This is a genomic window from Polaromonas sp. P1_F8, from assembly GCF_056405635.1.
Genome location: NZ_JBFUBS010000004.1, coordinates 397,091 through 417,532, shown reverse-complemented (window position 1 = coordinate 417,532; position 20,442 = coordinate 397,091). Strand labels below are relative to the sequence as shown.

Genomic DNA, 20,442 nt, shown 5'->3' with positions numbered 1-20,442 from the left:
TTTCCAAAGACCACGCCTAGCTTTGATCCTGCAACGGCGGCAACGGCATTCCTGGCCGACGTGGCCCAATGTATGAGTCGCTACGGCGGAAAAATATCGGCCAATTTCCAACAAGCGAGTCACTAAAATTTCCCGTCATCACAAAGCTTGTGGATTGATACGAGAAATACCATCCTTCCTCATCCTCTCGGATGCGCTCATCAAGAACGGTGTACGGCACCCCTCCCGGCTGAGCTTCAAGCGTGCGGAGATACGCCTCTACCATTTGCCTTGCATTTGCAAAATCGTTGCTCATGGAGAGTATTCCAAATTGAAAGTTGGCTAATGCCCTGAAGTTGCTTGCGCCACTCCCGCCCTAAGCTAGCGTTTTTTACAAGCTGTACCAATATCCAAGAGTAATATCCTTCATGGCTGAGAGTTTTAGTTCAGCTCTATTCTGATGATGGGGAGTTCTTTCGAGAACCGACAAATTATCTCTTTGACGGTTGACCTCTGTCTGAATAATTTCACCTTGAAATAGCAACTCGTCATTAGCACCGGTGACGGGAATTTTGGCCAAAGAATACGCCAGTGAATCAACCAAATTCAAACCAAACTCGGCTATCTCTGCGCAGCATTTAATGGAATTCTCTAAATCTAGATCTACGAGCGTGTAAGTTGCATAGGCAAAGTTTGCAACGGCCATTTCCGCATCGAACTTTGGTTCGATAAGAGGTAAAGGGCTACTTGGGGACTGACCTGCCCACATACGATCAAGAAATTCTCTGGCTAACGCGGAATCTTCGGCGCTGACTACTGTCGCGGCCTTGTCATAAGCGAATTTCTGTCGCTCCATGCAGGACAAGCAGAAGACCAATACGTTATTTAGGTTCAGTGAGCCAGCGCGTAATCTCACTTCCGCCAAGTGTTTTGATATCGAATTCACTGTCCACCTTTCGGACGATCATTGATAGCGGGGATAGCCTCGCCTACAACCGGTGTGCTGCTGCGAGAACTAGAGTTCACCAAAGCGACATGAACACGTTTTGAGCTCCGGGTTCCATGCTCGCCGAGGGCGCCTTCGATGTTCCGGTCTAGCAAGTCAACCAGCTTTCGTCGTGCTCGGCGGGAAGTTGAACGATTAGTTGCCTTCCGTAGGAAGGAGCTTCATTACCCGCATCTCATGAAGTAAGTCGTCAACTTCTTCTTTCGGAATATCTTTAAGCACAACATCAAGACCAGGCTCTGCCAGTAGCTTATTAACTACGCCAAGGTGATACTGCGCCTGCTCAGGATACCAACCGCCCAACAACATTAGAGCAGTCACCTCGAGCATGAAAATCTCAACCGGCAGACGATATGACCACTCCGTTGTGGCCAAGGAGATGACATCTTGGTGGGAGTAATTTTGCGCAACACCCATTTCTCGGCAGCCACGAAGGTAGTACAACGCGACGTCTCTCTTTATCTCGTCGTAGGTAGCGCGAACATATTCAGTCATGGTTTTCTCTCGGTGATCTTAGGAGTCAATCGAACCCCGGCGTTATCAAAGATATTTACTTGGATACCAGGATATTTTTTACTGAACTGCTCGGCAACACTCAGGCAGCTCGAACAAGCTGGCAATTCTGTCACCAAATTGATGGTGCCCTTAGCCGCGGTGTTACTGCCCAATCGGCTTGCTATGTTCTCAAAAATCATCGATTCTGAGTCTCCGGCCCTTTGAACCCATCTCCCATCTACCGTCAAAACAGTTGTAGTTGAAAACTGAGGATTATCTAGTTTTCCTACAAGCCCCAAGGCGCTCTGGGAACCGTTGGGCTTAGGGATACCGTTGTGAGCAGCAATCTCCGAAGGTACTCCTGAAATATCTACTTCAGCCACAGCCATGTTCCCCCCCCGCTTAGCGTCAGATGGCAATGCAGCTCGAATATCTTTAATGGACTGCTTAGCAGTGACGGCCTCAAGGATATTGACCGTGTCGCGCCCAATCACCAATCGTGGTGAGCCAGTCAACAACGCAAAAGCAATTGCCTTGTCAGTATTGGCTATCGATTGAGCGGCCCCAAATGTGATTTCGTTCTGCGTAATTCCAGAACGTAGCATTTCGATCTGTTTGTCTATCAGAGTTACGCTTGCCGCGTCGTCTTGATAGAGAACTTTTGCTTGCTCTAGCCCACCAATCGCATTAACAATGGAATCAAACTTGGCGCCACAACTATTTCCACACGGTTTGTCGACGTAATCGTACGCGATGGTGACCAGTTTGCTTGCCGCCTCACCAGGTGTTTTGGTACCCCATCGCGCCTGCTGTTCCGGAGTATAAGAACCATCAGCTTTTCCGCCAAGCAGCGGATTTGCCCGTTCGGCAGCCGTGGCATTAAACAATGACCCCAGTGCATTGCTAGAGATAAATTGCTTGGCGATCTCGTCGCTCTTTCCGGTATTTTGTGCGGCCGCATCAACTACAGCATATCCCGCCGACAATAACCGCTGATAGGCTTCCTCGGTGGAAACCTGTTCACCTGTCTTATCGGCGAGATACTTCCGGTATTTCTCGGCATTCTCTTTTGCCCATTTGCGCTCATCTGGATGCAACTGCCGGTTATTGGCATCCACAGTCGCAGCAGTAGCCGCCCCCTGCCCACCACCCACTGCGGCACCAATGCCCGCTGCGGTCAACGTCGCCACGCTCTGCGCCAGCGCTTTGGCAGCGCCATTGCCCAGTCCTGCAGCCACCAAGCCTTGCTCAACTCCATCTTGCAAAGCGTCCATCAGCTTGGCGGAACCGGCAATGGCTGCTGCGCCTACCGCGCCATCCAGGCCCCCACCTAAAGCGCCCACCACCGTATGAAGAGCGATCCGATAAATGCCTCCTTCATCCCATTTGGCGGCTTCGGCAGGGTCAGTGTCTTTTAGCTCCTTGTATTTGCTACCAGCAAGACTCGCGACTGCCTTCGGTGCTTCCCTCGTAAATGCCTGTGTTATCTGCATCTGCGCATTGATCTCGCGCTGAACCTTGGCGGCGTCAAAGATTTTTTCCAATCCAGTTTCTGCGTCTGTGCTTCTGACGCTGATGTTTCCCGCAATGCCGCTGATACCCGCACTACTGAGGCTGCTCGCATCGCCATTTTCGCTACCGAGGCCAAGGCCTAAGCCATTCATGCCAAGCTTCCCTGTCGGCTGCTGGCTTGTCCCCACGCTGACGCTGACAGATTTGGCGGTATAGCTGGCACTGTTATGGATATCCGCAATGCTCAGAGTTCCGCCCGTACGGAAGCTGTTCTTCTGGGCATTGACAGCCTGGGTGTCGCTGGCGATGACGCTGCCCAGCAAAGCGGTGTTGCCCGCCACGCTGACCTGGAAACCGCCGCTTCCGGCCTTGATGCCGCTTTGCTGGCCGACGCTGTTGAAGTTGGAGTCGATGTTGCTGTTCGATGCGCTGACGCTACCGCTCATCTTGCCGAAGCCGACGCTCAGACTGCCGCCCAGGTTTTGCTGACTGCTGGTATAGGTACTGCTGTCTTGCAAGCTCTTGATCAGCAGATTGCCTCCCACGTCGGCCTTGACCTGTTCGGCCTTGACGACCGCGCCTTGCAAGGTGGTGTCGCCGCCGCTGGTGATCGTGACCTGCTGGCCGGCCTTGACCTGGGTGTTGGTGTACCCGGTGTCTGCGCCGTCGCCCCGGCCCTTGCCGGCGCTGGCGCTCAGGTTCAGCAGCAGGCCGTCGGTGCCATAGCTGATGCCTATGCTGCCGGAACTGCTGCTGTTGGTGCTTTTCTCGCTGGAGGTGTTCTGTGCGGCCAGCAGGTTGACCTGGTTGTCCGCCAGGAGCTGCACGGCCCGCTGGGCCTCCACCGTACTGCCTTGAATGGTCAAGTTGCTGCTCTGTCCGGCACCAGTGGCGGCAATGACGACGGTGCCGCCTGCGGAGATGGTGCTGCCGCGGGCGGTATCGCTTTGGCTGAGGGAGTTGCTCTGGCTGCTGGAGCTGCCGATGCTGAGGGCGATGTTAACGCCGCCCGCTTTGTCCGCGTCGGTTGAGTCGCGGCTGGCGGGTGTGCCGTCGGGGTTCTGGCCACCGGTCGCAATTTGCCCTTCTTTGCCATTCATATTTGTGCCTTGACCGGCTTTAACGGCATTGGCGACGTTGTTAATTGCGAGGGCGGAATTAGCCGCGGCCAGACCCTTCATCCGGCTGTCTTTGGTGTTGTCGGCGGCCTCGCTCATCTGACTCATGGTTTGCACTGCACTGAGGAACGGAGAGGTGACCTCCAGCGACAAGCCACTTTGCTTGAACTTCTGCTCGGTTTCGTTGCGGTTGGCTTCCCGCGTTTCGACAATATCCACTTTCTTGGCGACGATGGTGACGTCTCCGCCCGGAGCCATGACGTCACTGCCGACCTGCTTGTAGACCTCATTGGCCAGCAAGGTGACGTTGCCGCCAATACTGCCTACGGTGCTGGCGGCGGCGGTGGTGCCCTGACTCTTTTGATCGGTCGACTGCTCCCGCGTGCCGAGGGTAATGCCCGCGCCGCCACTGAGCAGGCCGGATTCCTTCTTTTCATAGAAGGACGTTGAACTGTTGGTGTTTTGCGCCGCCTCGATGTTGATGTTGTTGCCAGCGGCCAGGGTGGTGGCGATGTCGCTGATGACGGCACTGCCCTTGACGTTGATGTCTTTGCCGGCCACCACGGTCACCGTGTTGCCGCCAAAACTGGAGCCCACTGCGTTGGCCTGTTCTGCTGAGCGGCGTTCCGTGGTGCTGCTGGAACCGAAGAGGTCGCTCTCGGCAGTGGTCAGGCCCCAGCCAAAGGTATTGGTCTGCTGGCCCGCGGTGATGTTGAGATTGTTGCCAGCCGTGGCCGTCAGGTCCCCGCCAGCCTGAGCACTGGCAGCGGTGGCGTTGAGGTTCTTGCCGGCATTCAGGCTCAGGCTGCCCGCAGTCTTGATCTGGCTGCCGACCTCAGCGGTTTGGTGGCTTTCCAGGTAATCGGAGCCTACGCCGCGGACCAGGCTGGTGTCGCTGCCGGTGGCCACGGTACCCAGGTTGATGTTGTTACCGGCGCTGATCACGGTGCTGCCATTGGCACCGTTATTCGCGATGACACCCGCAATGATGTTGGCGTCACGCCCCGCGCTGGCCACCAGGGTGCCGCCCGGGTTGCTGACATACAGGCCAGCCAGTCGGTCTATCCCGGTCATGCTGAAGCTGTTGGAACTGGTACCGCTGGTCTGGTTGCTGGCGCTGCTGGTGGTGGTGACGATGTTGAGGTCGCGACCGGCCACGGCAGACAGGCTGTTGGCGGCGCTGATGGTGCCGCCGATGTTGTTGAGGTCGTTGCGCGCGGCAATGGCTACGGCATTGCCGGTGATACGGCCGCCGAGGTTTTGCACGTTCTCAGTGGTCAGGTTGACCACAGTGCGGCCTGCCACGGTCCCGGTGTTGGTCAGGTCGCCCGTGAGGTTGATGTTGATTTCGCGGCCGGCCAGCAGGGTGCCAGCGCCGTCGATGTCGCCGGGCTGCACGCGCACATAGACCTGGGGCACCAGGACTTTGGCTTTGCTGCCATCAGGCAAAGTGACTTCCTGTTCGACGAGCCAGACGATGTCGCTGGTGAGCCGCGCCATCTGCTCTGCGGTCAACGCGATGCCGGGCCGCAGGTTCCATTGCTGGGCGAAGGTCACGCCGGCATCCATCAGGCCTTTGTACTGGTCTTCGTTGTTGACGTAGCTGCCGACAAAACGCTGGCCGGTGAGCAACGCGATTTGCTCCTGGATCAGTCGCTGCTCGTAGAAGCCATCGCCCAGCCGCTTTTGTGTGACCGCCGGGTCGAGCGAAAGCGCCTGCAACATGTAGTCCGAACTGAGCCAATTGCGGTAATTGGCAAAGCGCGGGTCGGTTTCGATCAGGAAGCTGCCTGCCGGGTTGGGGTTGGTGCGAAACAGGCTGGTATTGGGAACACCCAGGTTCGGTGTACTGGTACGCACCACGGGCATGGTGCCGCTGACGCCGCCCACGGCCGCCACGCTGGACGTGACCTGCACAATCCCGGCGCTGCGCGCAGCCGCGAGAGCGGCGCCAGCGGCACTGGTGTTCACCCCGGTGTTGGCGATCACAGCGTTCGCGAGCTGCATCCCTGAAGCAAGGCCTTGAGCGGCAGGAGAGGTCAGGCTTTGGCTGCGGGCCAGGTTGAGGGTGAAGGTCTGCGGTACATCCTGCACATAGGGGGTATCGCGGTAGGCGTCGTAGTTGTAATCGCAGCCGCTCCAGCTGCCGCAGCCCTCGTTGTAATTACTCCAGAAGTAGGCTGTGCCGCTGCGCTGCCCGGTCACATTGATCACGCGGGCACGGTTCTCAACGGCGCGGCCCGCGATGTTGAGCGCGCCTCCGGCAATGATCTGGCTCTGATCGTTGACGAGGGCGTCACGGGCGTTCAGCGTCATGGCACCGCCGCTCAGAATGCGGCCGGGGGCGCTTTGCGTGATGGCAGCGGTGTAAGCCGTGCTGTTGTAGTCCCGAAAACCGTCGTAGGACACCGCATTTGCAATGATCGTTTCCTTGACAGCCATTAGCCGGCGATTGAATTCGAGCCACGGTGCAGCCGCTGCATCCCAAGCCAGCTGTTCTGGCGTGTCTCCTATCGGCGGGCATGTTCCCAGCCCCTCGAAGTCAAAGCAAAAATAGAAGGGGGGCCTGTCTCCAGCGGGAGGGCTCACAGTAGGAACAGTCAGCCCAAAAAAAGCCCACAACGATGCGTCTGCAGGAGGCATTACTCTCATAGAGAGGCCGTTGTCGGCGGTATTGACGAGTGCAATGGCACCGTCGTTGCTGTAGAGATTTCGGTAAAAAACCGTGGAATAAGGACTGCTTCCTGGAATCACTCTGCCCTGGATCGCAGCACCGCCGCCCGTAAAGTATCCGCCATGGCCAGCGGGCGTCAATGCATCTCCGCCCAATGTCCAGGCCCCATCTGCGCTGCTGAATGCGCCCTGGGAGGTCAGGTATTCCCGCGCGCCCGCTACGGTAGTGGCCTGCAGGTTGTAGGCGAAGCCGGCGTTGGTGTTGTTGATCTGGACCGCAGACGCATCCAGCTTGCCCAATGCCTCGATGATTCCGCCGTTGTTGTTGATCGCCTGCGCCATGCCCGTTGCCTTGCGATTGGCATCCAGGGTGCCACCCAAGGCCATGTCGCCTCCGCTGAAGATCAATGCACCATTGCTGTTGTTGATCGTCGTCGCGCCTATGTCGAGCTGCTGGCGCGCGGCGATGGTGGCGGCGCGGGTGACGCCGCCTACGGTTTCGGTGTCGTTGTTGACGGTAGTGGCGGCGATGCTGAGGGTATTGCCGTAGATCCGGCCAGTGCCGATGTTATTCAGCGTGGTGGCGTTGATCTCGGTGGTTTGCCCGTCGATGAGGCCGCGGTTGGTGAGCGTGCCGGTAGCGGTGACGCGAGTGGTGGCACCGGTCATTTCACCGGTGGCCGTGTTGTCGATGTTGGTGGCAGAGACGTCCAGCGTACCGCCGGCCTGCAGCTTTCCGCTGTTGGTGATGTTGCCGGTGGTGCTGAAGCTGGCATTGCCGTTGGCGGTTATCTCGCCGGTGTTGTTGAAGTCGGTGTTCAGCGCCATGCTGAAGGCCCCGCGTGACAGCAGCCGGCCGTTGCCCGAAGCGCTGGCGGCTGTGATGGCAGCGCTCTGGCCTGCGATCAGCGTGCCGGCGTTGTTGGTAATGGCTAGCGTTCTGGCCGCTGGGGTGGCGGCGTTGTCCTGCACCGTGACCACGTTGCTGGCGCTGATGAGGCCGGCGTTGTTGTTGAGCGTGCCGCTGCTGGTGAGCGTGGCATTGTTGTCGGCACGGATGGCGCCGCTGTCGTTGCTGATGGTACCGGCCGTGATGGCGACGTTGTTGCCCTCAATGCCCTGGTTGACGCCCAGCGTGTTGCTGTTGATGACGCTGCCTGCGGCTAGCGTGGTGGTTGCGGTGCTGCGCACCAAACCACCAGCGTTGTTGAGGGTGCCCGTGCTGGCGTTGATACCTACGTCACCCACGCCCTGAACCTGCCCGCCTCGGTTGTCAAAACCCGTGCTGGTGAAGCTGATGGCTGATTCGCCCACGATCTGGCCCGCCGCCGTATTGTTGACAGCGGCAGTGGTAGCGTTGAGCGCGGCTTTGGCACCCACGAAGCCGGCTGCGTTGTTGATATCGCCTGTGGCGAGTGTCATCACACCCTGAGAGGTGATGCCGCCTGTGCCGGTGGCGTAGGAGGCTGCATTGGTGTTGGTCAGCGTCTGGCCGTTGGTGTTGATGCCCAGCGCCGCGCCTGCCTGGATAAGGCCGGCGCTGTTGTTGAGTGCGCCGGTGTGCAGCGTGGCGCCTTGCGCGGCGGCAATGGTGCCGAAGGCGTTGTTCAGGCTTTGCCCGCCGGTGTTGACGGCGATGTTACGGCCGGTGATGCTGCCGGCTGTGACTTGGCCTGCAGCCTTGGCGTTGGATAGGCCCGCATTGACGAGGGTGACGTCGTCGGCGGCTTCAATGCGGCCGCTGTCATTGACGGTGGCGCCCGTCGTGGTGATGCTGGTGTTGTTCTGTACGGAGGCGATTGCGCCCCGGCTGTTGTCGATGCTGGCAGCCGTGAGGGTGGCTGCGCCGTTCGATGCGAGCAGGCCCTGGACATTGGTCAAGGCGCCCGTGGTGGCGGCGGTCAGGCTTGTGCCTGCCGTGATCTTGCCCAGGCTGTTGTCCAGTGTGCCGGTGTTCAGCGTGGCCGCGCCGCCAGCAGCGATTTGGCCATTGGCCGTGTTATCGAGTGCAGCGGTGGTGGTCAGACCCAGGATCGAGGCGCCCGCGGCCTGGACCAGGCCGCCCTGGTTGTTGAGACTTTGCGCGCTGACGGTGGTGTTGCCGTTGCTGAGGATTTTGCCCGCGCTGTTGTCGATGGCGCCCGTGGCCGTGACACTGGCGACTCCCAGGCCGGACTGGTTGATGGTGCCGCCGCGGTTGTTCAGCGTGCCCGCCGTGATGCTGACGCCGCCCGCAGACAGCGTGGCGTTGTTGTGGTCGACGGTAGCGGCCGACAGGCTGACTGCGCCAGTACTGGCGATGGTGCCCCGGTCGCCGCTGAACGTGGTGGTGTTGATGGCCAGCGTGCCGCTCCCGGCATGCTCTATCTTGCCATCGGTATTGACGAAGGTGGGCGCGGAGAGCGTGAGGTTCTGGCTGTTGGTGGCAATGCGGCCCGCGCTGTTGTTGAGCGTGCCGGTCGGCGATGTGAGCGCAATCGTGGTGTTGCCTGTGCCAGTCTGGACAATCTCGCCGCCGGCGTTGGAAATATCTTGAGCCGCCAGGTTGAGCTGGTTGGCGGAAACCACAGCGCCGTCGGTGCGCAGCGTTTGCGCTGCATTGGCGCTTAGCGTGCCCTGCGCATTGATGGTGGAGCGGCTGGCGTCGATGTTGCCGGTGCTGGCGGCCACGGAGATGTTCTGTCCGCTGAGTTTGCCGTCGGCTAAATTGACCTGCGTGCCCGAGATGCTGGAATTGCCGCCTGCTGCGGTCTGGCCGTTCAGGTTGACAGTGCCGGCAGCGCCTACGCTTAAGCTGCCGCCGGGCGTGAGTGTGCCGTCGAAGTTGAGTCCTGCCGCGACGACAGAGCTAGCCGCGGAGTTAATCGCAGCACCGGCACCGGTGGTCTGCAAGCTGGTGTTACCGAGCGCGGCAATGAGGCCGTTGCCACTATTGCTGATGCCGCCTTGCGCGGCCAAGGTGGTGCTGCCGCCTGCGTACACCGTACCGCTATTGGCAATAGCGCCCTGCGCGCTGGCTTGCAAATTTCCCGCAGCCTGCAGGGTGCCTGTATTGGTGAGCCAGCCGTTTGGCTGCAATACCAGATCGCCACCAGTGGCGGCAATCACACCGGCGTTGCGCACACCCAGGCCTGTTTCGGTGCCGATCAGGAAAATCTTGCCGGCATACATGCCGCCGACCTGGGCCACGTCAATCGCATAGGTCGGTGCAGGGCCGGTGCCGGCTATCGGTGTGGCGCTGGTCTGTGTCGCATCAATCTGGTTGGCACCGGTCGTCACGCGGAGTTCTTTGGCCCAGATGCCCGCGTTGAGCTGCACGGCGCGGGCGAGGATACCGGTGTAGTCGGCTGTGCTGGTGTCCAGGCCTGCGCCGTTCACCGTGATGCTGCCGCCCTGCACGCGAAAACCGTCAAGCGCCCCGCTGTTGAGCACCGGGCTGCCGGTGGTGAGGGTGACGCGGCTGGCATTGAGAAAGCCGCCACCGTTGACGTTGATACCCGCCGGGTTGGCGATGATGACCTCGGCACGCTGGCCGGCGACTTCGACATAGCCCCTGATCTGGCTGGGGTTGGACGAATTCACCTCGTTGAGGATGACGCGCGCTGCGCCTGTGGCCAGCCAGGGGTTGCCCGGCACGAAGCCGCCGAGCTGGGTCTGCACGTTGCCGCGGCTGTTATTGAGGATGACGCCGCCTTGCGGCACATCAAACTGGATATACGTGTTGCGGCTGACACCGCCGGCACTGGGTGACTGGATATTGACCTGCGGCAGGCCATTGGCGGTTTGCAGGATGGTGGGACGCTGGTTGGCTGGAGCGGATGGGTCTGCGATGACCTGTGCCTGTACGGCGGGCTGCAGCCACAGCACCGCGCCCAGCGCGCTCAGCACGGCGAAGCGCAATGGACGTAGGCACGCCAGAAGATCCCCGGAAGCGGCCACACCCGACGTTTCGCCACCTGCCGCCTTGCCCTGGCTGCTGGCGGTCTCGGCCACCACCATGCGCTGGCCGCGCTTTGAATTGAAGATGATGCGGTGCAGGTTTTTGTTCATGGCGAAGGGTCGGCTGGGAGCACAAAAAAATGGGAAGCGTCAGAACGACGCGCTGAGGCTGACGCCCACTGTGCTGTTGGCGGTGCGAAAGAATTCGGGCTTTTTGACGGGGGCGCCGATGAAGAAGTCGTATTGCAGTTTTTTGAAGCTGCCGCGCAAACCGATCACGGCGCCAGTCAGCCGCTTGCCCGCCAGGAACTCGCTGCTGGGCCCGGCCACCTCGCCGTGGTCCAGGCCGATGTAAACCTCCTGGCCGCTCTCGCCCAGCGCGGTGCTGAGTTCATTACGCAGCAGCCAGCCGCGCTCGGCGCTCAGCGACGATTCGCCGTCGAAGCCGCGCACGGTGTAGCGCCCGCCGATGGCGAAGCGGTCTTGCGGGGTCAGGGGCGTGCGGTCGTGTTGCAGGCGCCAGCTTGCGTTGTAGCGAATGCTTTGTTCGGCCAGCTTGAACGGCACATTGAGGTTGGCGTCCATATTGACCACAGCGAAATGCGAAGTGCCTTCACCAAAGCTCTCTTCGGGTGCGGGCAAGGAGCCGAAGGCACCGGTGCCGCGCTTGTAGGCCACATTGCCTTCCAGCGTGGCCTGCCCGATGAACTCCTTGTGGCCGGCGCCGAGCTCCCAGCCGCCGACGACGCGGCGCTGCACCTCGACTTCGGTGTCGTCGATGAAGTTGTTGGAGCGGCGCTGGAAGGCCTTGGCGCTGACGGTAGTTTTGCGGCTGGCGTCGCGGTAGACGAGGCGCGAGAGCTTGAGTTCGGCGTTGCTGCTGGTGCCGCGGTAAACGTAATCCTGGTTGAGGCCGGCAACGCTCTGAAAGTAGCGGTTGTCGCTGACGGTGGCGCCCAGCGTCCAGTAGCCCAGAGGCAGCGAGTAATGCACGGTGCTGCCGCGCGTGCCGCGGCCACCCGGTTCACCGCCGCCCAGGTCGGTATTGAGCGACACATAGAACAGATCGTTCAGCGTCAACCAGTTGTCATAAGAGAGGGTAATGCCACCCTGGTATTTGCCGGTCGCTTTGGATCCGCTGTCGTCGGCAAACACCGAGAGGCGAAACGGAAAGGCCTGCTTGTAGCTGATGACCAGATCGCTCTGGCCCGGCTGGACCTCCGCGCCCTTGGCTTCCTCGATCTGGATGTCGGCTTCGGCCGTGGGCACACGCTTGAGGTTTTCCAAAGCCTGCTCGATGTCGCGCAGGTTCAGGATGTCACCCGGCCTGGCAGGCAGGGCCGTCCAGGCATTGCCGCGTGCGTCACTGCCTTCCGAAAACCGGACGGCACGGATGCGGCCGGGGATCAGCGTGAGCGCGAGGATGCCGGTTTTGAGGTCTTGCGGCTCGGCGAGCACACGCGTGGTGACGTAGCCGCGGGCAATCACGGCGTTTTGCACGCGCTTGATCACGATGCCGATGCTGCTTGTGCCCAGGCAGCGGCCTGTTGGCGAATCGCTCGCGTCCGGCCCGGTTGCGGCATCGAGCGCCCAGGCAAATTGGGTCGCCAGCGCGGCTGATTCGCCGGCAGCGGTGCGCAGCTTCAGGGTGTGGACCGGAAAGCACGGCGATTCGGCCGTGGGCAGCCTGGCAGCCTCTGCCTCAGGAGCCTTGGGCAGCCGCACATCCGGCGTACGTTCCTGCTGCTCTCGCATCAGCCGGTCGCGCTCCTGGGCACGGCGCTGCTCCTGCTCGGCGCTGCTTTGCGGCGCGGGCTGGGCAAAAACGTTACAAACTATGACAGCCGTGGCAAGGCCGACGCACAGTTTGCGCAGGCTGGCTGTTGGTTTTGCAGATTTTGGGGTGCATGCTGGCACCGCCCCGAGTGATACACCCAAGTCATCGTGTGGCTTGGCCAATCACGCTCTCCCTGATTCCGTTTTGTTGTTCTTGCCAAGCCTTGTGCCTGGTGTTACCTAGAGTTTAAATTTGAAGCGGCGAAATGTAAGAACTGTTACTTGGGAGAGCTCTCAAGTGTTGGTTTTTGAGCCAAGACCGTGGCGAATCATTAGAGGGCTATCTAAATCGAACATTGCGGCTGCCACGCGCACGAGTTCTAGACTAGACCATGAGTAAAAATAAATCCATGAACTCAGCTGATGTGTTGAATCGCTTACGAAACGAGGCCTCGTTGCCGCCAGTAATCTGCATCGCTAGCGCACGAGTTCATGAATGCCAAAGTTTTTTTGTGCACGGCTACCGCGACAAATTCTCAGATCTCACGGAATTTGTCGCTTCCTCGTTAAGACCAATAGCACGAGAACTCGACGATGAAAACGCCGAAATACGAAGCCTGAGTGTTATTCCCCTAACAGCAGAACCATGGCAAGTCGCATACGACTTCACCCTGACACCTGAAAACATGCTGTGCTTTCCGACAGCTGAAGTACTGGGCTTTGAGCCACCGCGCGACCTGCAGAAACGATTCTTCCTTCAACCAAACCTGATGGCAGAAGAAGAATGCTTCGTTTGCGAAAACTGCAACGAGTTTGTTCTGCTTTATTGGTATACAACAGGTTGAGGTGATATCGCTATAAATCAGCCATGCACAATCACCGGAGCTCAAGGGGTCCGGCAATTCTTTGCCCGGATCAAGTCCGCACCGTCAACGAGAAAAAGAAGTCCAGCATGTGGAAGTGATCGTCATGAAAGCGATCTTCCATAGCGGCCAGGTTCTCGATCGGAATCCACTCCGCCGCCGCGGCGTCGTCGGCGGCCTGCACTTCAGGCAAGTGGCGCGAACCCAGATCAAAGAAGTGGGCATGCGTGATCACACGGCCGCGCAAGCTACGGTCTGGGTGGTCAAACACATGGACTGCCTTCAAGGCGTTTTTCATGTCACCTTCGAGCAAGCGCATCTGGGTTTCTTCTTCCAGCTCGCGCAATGCGGATTGATACACCGTTTCCCGCTGCTCAATAAATCCGCCCGGTACGGCAAATAAGCCCTTTCCCGGGGAGCGTCCGCGCTGGATCAGCAGTACTCGATTGCCGCATTTCACGACCGCATCCACCGTCACAAAAACCGGCGCATAAGGAGAACCCACCCACTTTGCCTTTTCCTGCCGAAGGCTCTCCCACTCCTGCGCGAGTTCACGGAAGTAAGGCAAGGCCGCCCAGGTGCGAAGAAACGCGACGGTGCTGGCCGGCGCTTGACTCACCAGGGCGGAAAGCGCCGGCTCTAGCGCTGCGCCGGCATTGCCAAAGTAGGCGTCACGCAAAGCGCTGGCGTCGATCCGGCCCTGCGATTCGGCGGCATCGAGCGTCCAGCCGGGGAAATTCTTCAAATACTCGCTGGTCGCATCCTTGAAATGCCCGACGAGCACGAAGGATACCTCAGCCTTCTCGCCGACCAGTTCCGCCACGCCGTGCTTGATCGCCGACACCCAGCGCTCCTGGTCATAGTAGTCACGCACAGGCAGAAAGCGGACTCTGTCCCGGTCGACCTCCGGTAAAGCCAGGCGGATCATTTCCGCACGCTCTTGCCAGGTGAACGGATTCTTGGGTGTGCGGGCTTGGTAGGCTGAGCCGAGCACGACGATGCACTGCGGCGCTGCTTCCAAAGCCCGGCGTAGCAGCGCAAGCTGCCCGTTATGGAAGATCTGGAACCTTCCGATATAGACCGAGACGTCGTGTTTTTTGGGGGTGGATGTCATGAGGACCTATTGGAATTTGGCGGCAATCGGCATCTGGCGACCGGAGCCGAAGGCACGCGCGCGCAGACGGATGATGGGGGGCGCCTGCCGGCGCTTGTATTCGTTGCGGGCGATCATGCCTTTGATACGCTCGATCATCGCGAGACTCTCGGGCTGTCGACGCAACTGTGCGACGAAGGCAGAAGCTTTCTCGTATTCCCATCCGGCTAGTCGTCTGCCTTCGATCAGGAGCTTGAGCACCTCGTCGAGAACCGGATAGGGAGGCAGACTGTCCACGTCCTTCTGGTCGGGTGCCAGCTCCGCCGAGGGCGCTTTGTCGATGATGGCTTGGGGAATGATTTCCCTTCCGGTGACTTCGTTGAGGTAGCTCGACAAGGCGAACACCTCGGTTTTGTAGAGGTCGCCGATCAGGCCCAGGCCGCCGTTGGTGTCGCCGTACAGCGTGCAGTAGCCCACCGAGATCTCGGACTTGTTGCCGGTGGTCAGCAGCAGGTGCCCGAAGCTGTTCGAGTATTCCATTAGGATGGTGCCGCGCGCACGCGCCTGCAGGTTCTCCAGCGCGATGCCTTGCAGCGGCTGACCGAAGGCGGTCTCAAAGCCGCCTGAAAATTCGTTCACGATGTCGGCGATCGGATGGTGAAGCAGTTCCACGCCGAGGTTGCGGCACAGGATTTCAGAATCATCGACCGAGCCGGCTGATGAGAAGCGCGACGGCATGGTGATGGCGGTCACGTTGGTGGGGCCCAGTGCTTCGGCGGCCAACGCTAGCGTCAGCGCCGAATCAATGCCGCCCGACGAGCCGATCACCGTCCGGGTGAAGCCGCAGCGCCGCGCGTAGTCCTGCAGGCCGAGCACGATCTGGCGGCGATAGAACTCCATGGTCGGCAGTCCTTCCACGGGAACGGCGGCGGGCTCATCCCCGGCCAGCGTCAGAAACCGCCCGTTTTCAAAGCGCAGAGTTGTCACGTCTTCGGCGAAGCGTTCGGCCTCAAACACTACGCCGGCTCGGGGCTCCACCGCAAAGGAGGCGCCGTCATAGACGAGTTGGTCATGGCCGCCCACCTGATTGACGTAGAGGATGGGTAACTGGTTGCGCTTGCTGGCGGCGCCGAAGATCTGGTGGCGCTGCTCGCGCTTGCCGATATTGGACGGGCTGGCGTTGATGGAAATCACCAGGTCAGGTGCAGCGTCTCGCATGCGGTCAAACGGATTGATCGCGTAGTCCAGTCCTTCATCATTCCAGCCGTCCTCGCAGATCAGCACACCCACCTTGGCGTCGCGAATGCGCAAGACCTTGGCGACGTCCTGGCCGGGCTCGAAATGCCGGCGTTCGTCGAAGATGTTGTACGTGGGCAGCAACTGCTTGGCGTATTCGAGCAGCACCTCGCCACCCTTGATCACGCACAGCGAGTTGCGCAGCTTCTTACCCGGCGCTTCGCGCCGCGCGGGCAGGCCTATCACCCAGTAAAGATTCGGGATCTGGCGGGAAGCCAGCAACAGTTCGTGGAGGGCCGCATCCACGCGCTCCATGAAACCCTCTTCTTCCAGCATGTCGCCGGGGTAGTAGGCCGTGAGCGACATCTCGGAGAAAACAACAATGTCGGATTGGTCAGTCCAGGCCTTGCTGGCGGCCGTGACCATCTTGGCCACGTTGCCGGAGAGGTCGCCTATCGTGAAGTTCAGTTGGGCAGCGGTGATTTTGAGCATGCTGTCCTCAAACTGAAGCGGGGAAACGGAACACCTGCCGCAGATAGGCCAGGAAGGTCTGGTCGTTGCACAGCGTCTTGCCCGGGCTGTCCGACAACTTGGCCACAGGCCGGGCATTGGCGCCGGTCAGTTTCATCACGATGTTCAGCGGCGTCAGCCCGACGTCATTGGTGAGATTGGTGCCGATGCCAAAGCCTGTCTGGGTCCGGGCGGCGAATGCGCGGTAAAGCTTGAGTGCAGTCGGCACATCCAGCCCGTCCGAGAACACCAGCCGCTTGTTCTGCGGGTCAACGCGCAGCTTGGCGTAGTGAGCCAGGGCCTTCTCGCCCCAGACAAACGGGTCGCCGGAATCATGACGCAGACCATCGAACAACTTGGCGAAGTAGAGATCGAAGTCCGCCAGGAAGGCGTCCATACCGACCACATCCGTCAGCGCCACACCCAGGTCGCCACGGTATTCCTGCACCCAGTCTTCAAGCGCGGCGCGCTGGAAGTCGCGCAGGGTCATGCCGAGCGCCTGGTAGGTCTGCAGGTATTCGTGGGCCATGGTTCCGATGGGCACCAGGTTGAGCTCCTTGGCCAGCAGCACATTGGAGGTGCCCTTGAAGTACTGCGGGATTTCGCGCTTGAGCGTGGTGACGACTTCGGTCTGCCAGTCGCGCGAGAAGCGGCGCCGCACGCCGAAATCAAAAAACTCAAAGGGGTTGCGCAGCGACGGCTCTTTTTCGAAAGCACGCAAGATGTCTATCTTGTCCTGTAGGCGTTTTCGCCCCTCTACCCTAGCGGCGGCCTGGTCAGAGCGACGAAAGTAGAGCTCGTTGACGATCGCGAGTACGAAGATCTCGAAGGCCATGGTGTGCACTTGCGGGCCCACGGCCTTGATCACCAGCGTGGGACCGTCGACCGTGGCCTTGATGAATTCCCGCTGGAACTCAAAGATACGCAGGAAGTCCACAAAGTCGCTTTTGATGAAGCGAAGGCCACGCAGGTAGGCCAGCTCCTCGGCCTGGAAGCGCAAAGTGCAGAGATGGTCCAGCTGCGCATTGACTTCTCCCAGCAGTTCACTCAAAGGGTAGCCCGGCTGATTGCGGCAAACGAAGCTGTATTCAGCCTCGGTCTGCGGATGCCTATGCAGCATGGTTTGCCACATCGTGAACTTGTAGAGATCGGTATCCAGCAGGCTTTGAATGATGGGTTGCATAGATGGCTTTGTGATGGAACGGGATGTTGATCAGGCGTTGGCTTGCAAGGTGCTCAACAGGGCTGTGCTGGTCGATAGCACGACGCCGCGGCCGACCATGTCATCCAGGAAGGCCTGGTGCCGCGCCTCAAAGCCGCCGACCGGGCTCATGCAATCGGTGAGCAGCACTACCTTGCCGGTCTTGCCGGACGGAAGGTTTTCAACGATGTGCTCGGTGGTCGCTTTTACGCAGTGGCTGCTGGCCTCGCCGGCGATGATGAGCAGGTCGGCCTGGTCCAGCGATGCGATCAGGGCCGTATTGAGCTGCGTTGCGGGGTCTTCTTCGTCCGGCACCTCGGCCTGCATGGCGCTGTAGTGTTCCGTCCAGGGGTTGCTGCCTTTGCCGATCTTTTGCACCATCGCCAGGCGGCTGTCTTCCCAGCGGTTGTAGGCGGTTTTCACGGCGGGGTGCACATTGTGGCCCCAGCTGCCGATTTCACAATGCACCGGCCAGACCATCAGGGTGTAGCGGCCCCGCTGCTCCAACTCGTCAATGTAGGCCAGGGCTCGCGGCAGCATGGCCGCGTCCTTGGGCAGGTAGTCGCCTTTGCGCACTTGGGCGGCTGTAATCGGTGTGAACGGCCCCACGGCCGCACCCGCGCCGGTTTTCCAGAAAGTCGGGTGGGCGATGTCAAACCTGTGGTGAGAATCCAGGGTCACGCCGATGGCGGAGATGCCGGACGCGCCTTCACGGATCAGCGCGGCCAGGCGCAGCATGTCGGCATGGGCGCCCGCCACAGGCAAGGCTGGCGACGTGGCTTGCCCCGTCACCGGGTCGACGGGCAGCCAGTCGGCCGGCAGGTCGCAAAAGTCGTTTTGCGGGTCGATGATCAAAAGCTGGATGTTTTTCTTCATATGGTCCTCCGTTGATATTGATTAGGTGCAATGCCGCCGATTCTCGCAGTACCGCTGGCCGCTATTCCACTAAGACTCCCTTGGTGGCGCAAACACCGATGCGGGCCTCCATGCCAGCCGTAAACCGCAGAAAATCCGATTCCATGCCGTCCGAGAAGATCACCCCGTTGTCCGGCATGCGTGAGCGCAGCGTCAGCACCTCCGTCTCCTCGATCTCTCCGTAGAGCAGCGAAGTCTGGGTGGCCCGGCTGGCAAAGGGCTCCCGCACCGCGAAGACCAGGTGGTCGGTATCGCGCGGCATGGGCTCGTAGCCCTCGCCTTGCCCATGGCCCACGGCATTGGCAATGCCGATGGAGCCGGTGACGATGCTTCTCAGCCAGGCCGTGGAGCCCAGCCCGGTCGAAACAATCAGGCCCGAAGACGACTGCGCCTCTTTCGTGCCGCGGAACTCGATGTCATAAAGCGCCGAGGTGTGGGTTTTCGGGCCTATGAACAGGTCGTTGACGCCCCGCAGCACTTGCCCGTCGGACAGCCTGGCCTCCGCCATCGTGACCAGCGAGGTGGCGCGGCGGTCTCTGGCGACCCCGGGCAGCACCGAAGCGAGCTGTGAGGGCTCGAAAGGAAGCAGCACGCCATCCCAGCGTTTGGGCTCCGGGTTGACGCCGACCAGCGGCTGGCCGTTCAGGTACTTGAGGGTGTTGGCCACCATGCCGTCCTGTCCCAGTGTCACCACGATGTCGTCGGCTGCGAAGATGTAGTTGGTCAGGTGCGCCCGGTCAATGATCTGGTAGCGGCCCCAGGCCTGCAGCGCTTCGGCGACCACCCGCAGGCTGGAGGCATAAGCCTCGTTCTCGCGCAGGTAGTCGGTGAAGTCGGCGCCCAGGTGCTCCAGGTAGAACTGGGCCTGGCCCAGGGTCTGGTAGCGCGCCACCAGCTCTTCGAGCCGGGTCTGGCGTGTAACCAATACCACCTTGCGATTCTCGGCTGCAGACATGACGCTGTCCTTTCCTGTTTTCGCTTATTTCCGGGGCGCGGCTGCTTGCACAGGCCGGCCGCCGGCGTTCGCACCAGCCAGCAGCGAGTTCAGCAGTTCGGGCGACATGTTCAACTGGCCTATCTTTTCGGCCTTGTCGGCAATGCCGCCAAAAGCCTGGGCGATCAGCTGGGCCGGGTCCATGCCGGCGGAGGCCAGTGCCTGGATGATGCGGGGGTCTACCGCCTGGAAGGTCTTCATGATGGCGTCCAGGCGGGCGGCTTCCGCCTCGGCAAGGGTGCGCGAGTTGGCAGCCTGGCCGTTCACGTAAAGCTTGCGCTTTTCTTCCAGGGCGACGTCCGAATCCATCTGCTCGGTGCGCAAGGCGTTTTCCTTGCGCATCACCGAGGCTTTGGCGGCCATCTTGGCGTCTTCGATCTGGCTGCGCTTGTCTTCCACGGCCACTTCGGTGTCCAGCTCGTTCTCACGGATGGAGCGCTCATTCTGGACCGCTGCCATGCGGCGCAGGTAGATCGCGTCGTCCGCGGCCTTCAGGTTGGCCTCTCGGGATTCGGCTTCCAGCGCGCGTGCGATATCGGGGGTTGGCTTGATGGCAAGGATGGACACACCCAGGACCTGCAGGCCCAGGGCGGCAATTTCGGGCTGCGCGCCCAGGCTGGCTTCCGCATGCCGGGCTATTTCGGCAGAGGACAGCAAAGCTTCCTTGAGCGCCAGCGCCTGGACTTTCTGCTGGATGATGACCTGGACCTGCATCCCGACGCGGTCGCCCAACTTGAGCGGATCGTCGGAGGCATAACCCTGGCCATTGGCCTTGAGCGAGAAGTCCATCAGGCGGGCCGTCAGCTGAGGGGTTTTGACCTGGTAGGTAACCTGCCCCTGCACCGTGACGTTCTGGAAGTCAGAAGTCACCAGAGTCAGCATGAAGGGGTGATGGGCGCTGGCAACCGGCACCGCCACCACGGTAGAGGTGGGGGCGTAGTAATAGAACGACTGGCCTGCGCCTTCCCGAACCACTTTTCCCCTTTTGAACTGGATCAGGTGAACCGTGGGCTGTGACTTGATGAACCGGATGCCTAACATGGTGCTTTCTCCTTGTGGTTAATTACCCGATAGGTTGTATTAAACAACCTATCTATAAGTTGCATAATACAACTTAATTCAAGTTTGTCAA

At 60.2% G+C, this 20,442-nt stretch carries 12 protein-coding genes; 1 reads left to right on the top strand and 11 read right to left on the bottom strand.

Going from position 1 to position 20,442, the window contains the following annotated elements:
* Positions 1–16: 16 nt before the first annotated feature.
* From AC1D1J_RS16775 to AC1D1J_RS16755, 5 genes are all read right to left on the bottom strand, one after another.
* On the bottom strand, positions 17–295 hold the full coding sequence (locus AC1D1J_RS16775) for a YrhB domain-containing protein (protein ID WP_477695304.1): 279 nt from the start codon (positions 293–295) through the stop codon (positions 17–19).
* 75 nt (positions 296–370) lie between these two features.
* Positions 371–835: a hypothetical protein gene (locus tag AC1D1J_RS16770; RefSeq protein WP_477695303.1), complete on the bottom strand. Its 465-nt coding sequence runs from the start codon at positions 833–835 to the stop codon at positions 371–373.
* A 285-nt stretch (positions 836–1,120) separates the two neighbouring features.
* The gene (locus AC1D1J_RS16765; protein ID WP_477695302.1) at positions 1,121–1,480 is read right to left on the bottom strand and encodes a hypothetical protein; all 360 of its coding nucleotides are present in this window, start codon (positions 1,478–1,480) and stop codon (positions 1,121–1,123) included.
* Positions 1,477–10,833: a two-partner secretion domain-containing protein gene (locus AC1D1J_RS16760; protein WP_477695301.1), complete on the bottom strand. Its 9,357-nt coding sequence runs from the start codon at positions 10,831–10,833 to the stop codon at positions 1,477–1,479. Before AC1D1J_RS16760 ends, AC1D1J_RS16765 begins: the two co-directional genes overlap by 4 nt.
* 39 nt (positions 10,834–10,872) lie before the next feature.
* Positions 10,873–12,477 (bottom strand): ShlB/FhaC/HecB family hemolysin secretion/activation protein, encoded by a 1,605-nt coding sequence (locus tag AC1D1J_RS16755; RefSeq protein WP_477695300.1) that lies wholly within the window; start codon positions 12,475–12,477, stop codon positions 10,873–10,875.
* A 413-nt stretch (positions 12,478–12,890) separates the two neighbouring features.
* Here AC1D1J_RS16755 and AC1D1J_RS16750 point away from each other — a divergent pair, with 413 nt between their 5' ends.
* Complete coding sequence (locus AC1D1J_RS16750; protein WP_477695299.1) at positions 12,891–13,343, top strand: hypothetical protein; 453 nt, start codon at positions 12,891–12,893, stop codon at positions 13,341–13,343.
* Positions 13,344–13,413: 70 nt separating this feature from the next.
* On the opposite strand, the gene AC1D1J_RS16745 is transcribed toward AC1D1J_RS16750, so the two are convergent.
* The 6 genes from AC1D1J_RS16745 to AC1D1J_RS16720 form a co-directional block, all read right to left on the bottom strand.
* The gene (locus AC1D1J_RS16745; RefSeq protein ID WP_477695298.1) at positions 13,414–14,475 is read right to left on the bottom strand and encodes an NUDIX domain-containing protein; all 1,062 of its coding nucleotides are present in this window, start codon (positions 14,473–14,475) and stop codon (positions 13,414–13,416) included.
* A gap of 6 nt (positions 14,476–14,481) precedes the next feature.
* Positions 14,482–16,182 carry an NAD+ synthase gene (locus AC1D1J_RS16740; protein WP_477695297.1) on the bottom strand — a complete coding sequence of 567 codons (1,701 nt, stop codon included), beginning with the start codon at positions 16,180–16,182 and terminating at the stop codon, positions 14,482–14,484.
* A 7-nt stretch (positions 16,183–16,189) separates the two neighbouring features.
* Positions 16,190–17,383 carry a nicotinate phosphoribosyltransferase gene (pncB, locus tag AC1D1J_RS16735; protein WP_477695296.1) on the bottom strand — a complete coding sequence of 398 codons (1,194 nt, stop codon included), beginning with the start codon at positions 17,381–17,383 and terminating at the stop codon, positions 16,190–16,192.
* 30 nt (positions 17,384–17,413) lie between these two features.
* Positions 17,414–18,277, bottom strand: a complete 864-nt coding sequence (locus tag AC1D1J_RS16730; protein ID WP_477695295.1) for a cysteine hydrolase family protein — start codon at positions 18,275–18,277, stop codon at positions 17,414–17,416.
* Positions 18,278–18,338: 61 nt separating this feature from the next.
* The gene (locus AC1D1J_RS16725) at positions 18,339–19,271 is read right to left on the bottom strand and encodes a diacylglycerol kinase catalytic domain-containing protein (protein WP_477695294.1); all 933 of its coding nucleotides are present in this window, start codon (positions 19,269–19,271) and stop codon (positions 18,339–18,341) included.
* Positions 19,272–19,295: 24 nt separating this feature from the next.
* The gene (locus tag AC1D1J_RS16720; protein WP_477695293.1) at positions 19,296–20,351 is read right to left on the bottom strand and encodes an SPFH domain-containing protein; all 1,056 of its coding nucleotides are present in this window, start codon (positions 20,349–20,351) and stop codon (positions 19,296–19,298) included.
* Positions 20,352–20,442 lie beyond the last annotated feature (91 nt).